Source organism: Polaromonas sp. P1_G2 (assembly GCF_056405515.1).
In genome coordinates this window covers 1-4,035 of sequence record NZ_JBFUBY010000334.1, presented here as the reverse complement: position 1 = coordinate 4,035, position 4,035 = coordinate 1, and the positions used below count along the sequence as shown (strand labels likewise).

Genomic DNA, 4,035 nt, shown 5'->3' with positions numbered 1-4,035 from the left:
CGCTGCCGGTGTTGCGCCCGTCGATCAGGATGCCGTTGCGCACGTCGTGGATGTTGTTGTTGGCGATGGTGAAGCCGGTCACGCCGTTGGCGACGGCGACGCCGCGGCTGATATTGGAGCCCCAGGCGTAGTTGAGGTAAGGCAGGTTGACCGGACCGGCGATCTCCAGGCCGGTCACGGTCACGTTGTTGGCGCTGATGCTGACGCCGTTGACCTGCGCCGCGTCGGGCACCACGATCTTCGCGCCCGACAGGCCGGTCAGCGTGAGGTTGGCCTTGTTGAGCGTCACCTGTTCGGCATAGCTCCCCGCGTGCACGTCCACGGCCGCCCCGTTACCGGTCGTGCCGGCTTTGGCGATGTTCACCGCATCCTGGATTCGCGCGCCGCCGTAGACGTCAATATGGTTGGAGTTTCCGCTGACGCTGGGCGCCTGCAGGGCCGACTTGAGCACCACAGCATTACCGTTCACGACAATCGCATTGCTGGCCCGCTGCACGCCCTCGAGGTTGATCACGCCCGACAGCAGGTTGGCCGCGTCGCCGACACCCAGCCATAGAGTGGTGCCGTCCAGGCTGGCGCCGGCCGCATTGGACACGCTGCTCCCGGTCGCGCCGGCGGCGATGGCGAATTCATAGAGACCGTTATTGAGCGAGACCGTGGCGGCCGTGGCGCCGGCCAGCGCGATGGTGCCGCCGGTGGCACTGATGCTGCCCTGGTTGGTGACCGAAGGCGCGACCAGCGCCACCAGCCCGGCGCCCCGCGCGGTGATGCCACCCTCGTTGACGATGCTGCCGGTGGCGCCCGTGATCTGCGCGCCGCCGGTGCTCATGAAGTAGGTCGCGTCAATGGTGCCCGTGGTGGCGATCAGCGAGCCCACGTTCACCACGGCGTTCGGCCCAAACATCACGCCGTTGGGATTCATCAGCATCACCGTGCCGGTAGCCGACAGGCCGCCCAGGATTTGCGAGGCGTTGGTGTCGCCGGTGATGCGGTTCAGGATGGCCGACGCGGCATTGGGTTGCGTGATCTGCACCGCCTTGCCGAAGTCGATGTTGAAGGTCCCCCAGTCCATCACGGCCCGGGGGCTGGTCTGGGTGATGGTCATCTGGTTGCCGGTCACCGAGCCCGAAGCTGCGCCGGAAAACACCGTGCCGTTTTGCGGCAGGCCCGCCACACCGACGATGTCGACGGTCCAGCCGGGCGGCGCGAACAGCAACGCCGCTGCCGCGGGAAGCGTTTTCAGCGCAAAAGACGGCCGGCGGCGGGACGGAGGACGCAGGCCTTGCGGATGGAACTTGACTTGCATGGAATCACCTCTTGAGAACAAAGACGGCAAAGAACRATCAGGACCGATTCAGCGAACACACATCAAAACCGTGCCAGCAGCGAACCCATCAGCCGCGGGTTCTTGCCGCCGGTCTGGTAGCTCGCGATGGATTTCGTCAGGGGCCAGGCCGCCTCGATCGCGGCCACCACATTTTTTTCAAGGAAAAGGCGCAGCCCCAGGCCGGCGGAAGCCAGGCTCTGGCTGTCCGGCGTGCCGGGCGTGACACTGCCAACCTTCCAGACCTTGCCGATGTCGTAGAAGCCGAACAGCTGCCAGGACTTGAGCCCCGGCATGCCGGTGGCGGCGCCGACAAAGCGCGGCTCGATGCGAAAGGCCAGCGCGCGTTCGCCCACCAGCTCCGCCGGCTCATAAGCCCGGCCGAAGCGCCGCCCGCCCAAGGCGTACTGCTCGGAAGACAGCAGCGGCGTATTGGCCCACTGCCCGCCCGCGCCCACGGTGAACGAAAAATTCGGGCCCACGAACTGCGAACGCTCGTAGTCGAACGTGAACTTGTTGAACACCCCCTTGGCGCCGACCCGGCTCTTGAGCAGGTCGGACTCCTGGGTGCCGCCCAGCCCCTGGCTGAAGTCCAGCTCCAGCGCGTTCTGCCCGTCCGTGCGGTCCAGCAGGCGCCAGCTCAGGCCCAGGCGCAGCGCGCGTATACGGTCCTCGATCACGCGGGTGCCCAGTATTTCGGTCTGGACATCGGAATGGTCATAGGCTGCGCGCGCTATCAGGCTTTCATTGCGGGTGCGCAGCAAGGGGTAGGCGGCGCCCAGCGACACCGTGTCCGCATTGCCGCGCACCTCGAAAGGCGTGAGGATGTCGCCGGGCTGCGTGCGCGCCTGGGACACGGCGGCCGAAAGCCTGAGGCCCTCGATTGTGACGACCTGGCTATAGGACAGCTGCGCATACGCCATCTTGGAGTTGCCGCTGCCCACGCCGACAAAGCGCCACTGGTCGTTCACGCCCAGCAACTGGTTGCCGGCCACACTCAGCGTCAGCTGGTCAGGCCCGAGGTATTTGGAGCCGTAGTTGTCGATGGAGGCAAAGCCCTCCACGCGCTTCATGCTGGCGACCAGCGTGAGGTCGGCCGCGCCCGGCGCCTGCGAAGGTGCGAGCACGCTGCGCAGTTCGATACCGGGGAAGTCATTGGCGATCAGCAGGTAGCGCTCCAGCACGCGGCCCTCTATGGGCCTGGAGGCCTGGATTTTTTCGCCGATGCGCCTCAGCTCTTCTTGCACAAAGGCGCTGACGCCGGGGCCGGCCTGGACGTTCACGCGGTCTATATAGCCCTCGACGACACGCAAGGTCAGCGTGCCGTCCGCGAGCGATTGCGGCGGCACCACGACCAGCGAAAGGATGTAGCCCGCGTTGCGGTACATAGCGGTCAGCGAAGACGCGAGCTCGAGGATGTCGCCGCCCGTGATCTCACGCCCGGTATAGCTGTCGGCCCGCGCCTGCAGCACATTGCCCGGCAGCGCTGTAGCGCTCTCGATGCGGATTTCCTTGAGCGTGACGCGTATGGATTTGAGTGAATCCGGCAAGGGCTCGGCGGAGTCGCTCCTGACTTGCGTGGGCGGTGCCGCGGGTGCGGGCTCGGGCTGGAAATCGAAGCGTTCGCGAAGCCGGCCCGGGTCTATGGTCGAAGGGGCTTGTTGTGCCGAGGCGACGGCCGGAATGACCAGACACAGCGCAACGACATGAGAAAGAACGTCGTGTAAGCCAACGCCATCAGTACGCTTCATTGTTCATCCTGCCTAAAGATCAAGATTTATGCGCCGCTGCAATATCACAGACGGCATCTACCGCATCCCAATTCCGTGAATTAATTCACAGTAACCAATTGTCAAACTTGATACAAGCCAGGAAAAGTGATTAATTCCGGCGAACTTCGTGTAATAGTTTTCCCCCATTTTTTTGGGCATTAATTCTTGCGACTTACATTCACTTACTTTTGTCTCGCATTTTCTGCCTCCAATTACCTATATCTACTACCTACGACTTATTTTTGTAGGCACCAGGGCCATGACATCACGGCCGGAAACTTCTAAAAAAATGCCGGCAGTTGTGTAAAGTTTTGGGCCAGGGCTCGCGCCCAATTGCCTGGACGGCATTCACCCTTGCTTGCATGCTTGTTGACCCGCAGGTAGAAAATCGGCGTTGCCTTGATTGGCCTTGAGGGGAGCCCGCCATGTCCAACTCACTCATCATTCCCTGCCTGCGCTACCGCGACGCGGCCGCCGCCATCGACTGGCTGTGCAGCGCTTTCGGTTTTGAAAAACAGGCGGCCTATCCCAACCCCGACGGCTCCATCGCGCATGCCCAGCTCACGCTGGACGGCGGCATGGTCATGCTGGGCTCGGTGGGCAAGGTGCCCACCGAGTGGGGCAAGCTGATACGCCAGCCCGACGAACTCGGCGGCGTCGAGACACAAAGCGCCTACGTCTGCGTGCACGATGCAGACACCGTGTATGCGCGCGCCAAGGCGGCGGGCGCCGCCATCGTGATCGACATCAAGGATGAGGACTACGGCGGCCGCGGCTTCAGCTGCCGCGACCCTGAGGGCCACCTCTGGAGCATAGGCAGCTACAACCCCTGGTGAGCGGCCGGCGCTTTTCGTGCTCCCGCCGCGCCGCGAATTTGCGCTATAAGCGGCGAAGGCAAAAGAAAAAACCGGGAAGCGCATTGAGAGTCCACATCTATAC

At 63.5% G+C, this 4,035-nt stretch carries 3 protein-coding genes; 1 reads left to right on the top strand and 2 read right to left on the bottom strand.

What is annotated here, in order from left to right; genetic code table 11:
* Nucleotides 1–1,306, bottom strand: a 1,306-nt coding sequence (locus tag AC1D0P_RS22930) for a two-partner secretion domain-containing protein (protein WP_477678853.1), incomplete at its 3' end; no start/stop codon positions are given.
* A gap of 62 nt (nucleotides 1,307–1,368) precedes the next feature.
* Nucleotides 1,369–3,075, bottom strand: coding sequence for a ShlB/FhaC/HecB family hemolysin secretion/activation protein (locus tag AC1D0P_RS22925; protein ID WP_477678852.1), 1,707 nt, complete (start codon nucleotides 3,073–3,075; stop codon nucleotides 1,369–1,371).
* 446 nt (nucleotides 3,076–3,521) lie between these two features.
* Here AC1D0P_RS22925 and AC1D0P_RS22920 point away from each other — a divergent pair, with 446 nt between their 5' ends.
* Complete coding sequence (locus tag AC1D0P_RS22920) at nucleotides 3,522–3,932, top strand: VOC family protein (RefSeq protein ID WP_477678851.1); 411 nt, start codon at nucleotides 3,522–3,524, stop codon at nucleotides 3,930–3,932.
* The last annotated feature ends 103 nt before the right edge of the window (nucleotides 3,933–4,035 follow it).

What these genes read in the sequence shown, in the direction of transcription:
- AC1D0P_RS22925 (WP_477678852.1), bottom strand. Translation starts at nt 3,075, where the DNA reads ATGAAGCGTACTGATGGCGTTGGCTTACACGACGTTCTTTCTCATGTC.
- AC1D0P_RS22920 (WP_477678851.1), top strand. Translation starts at nt 3,522, where the DNA reads ATGTCCAACTCACTCATCATTCCCTGCCTGCGCTACCGCGACGCGGCC.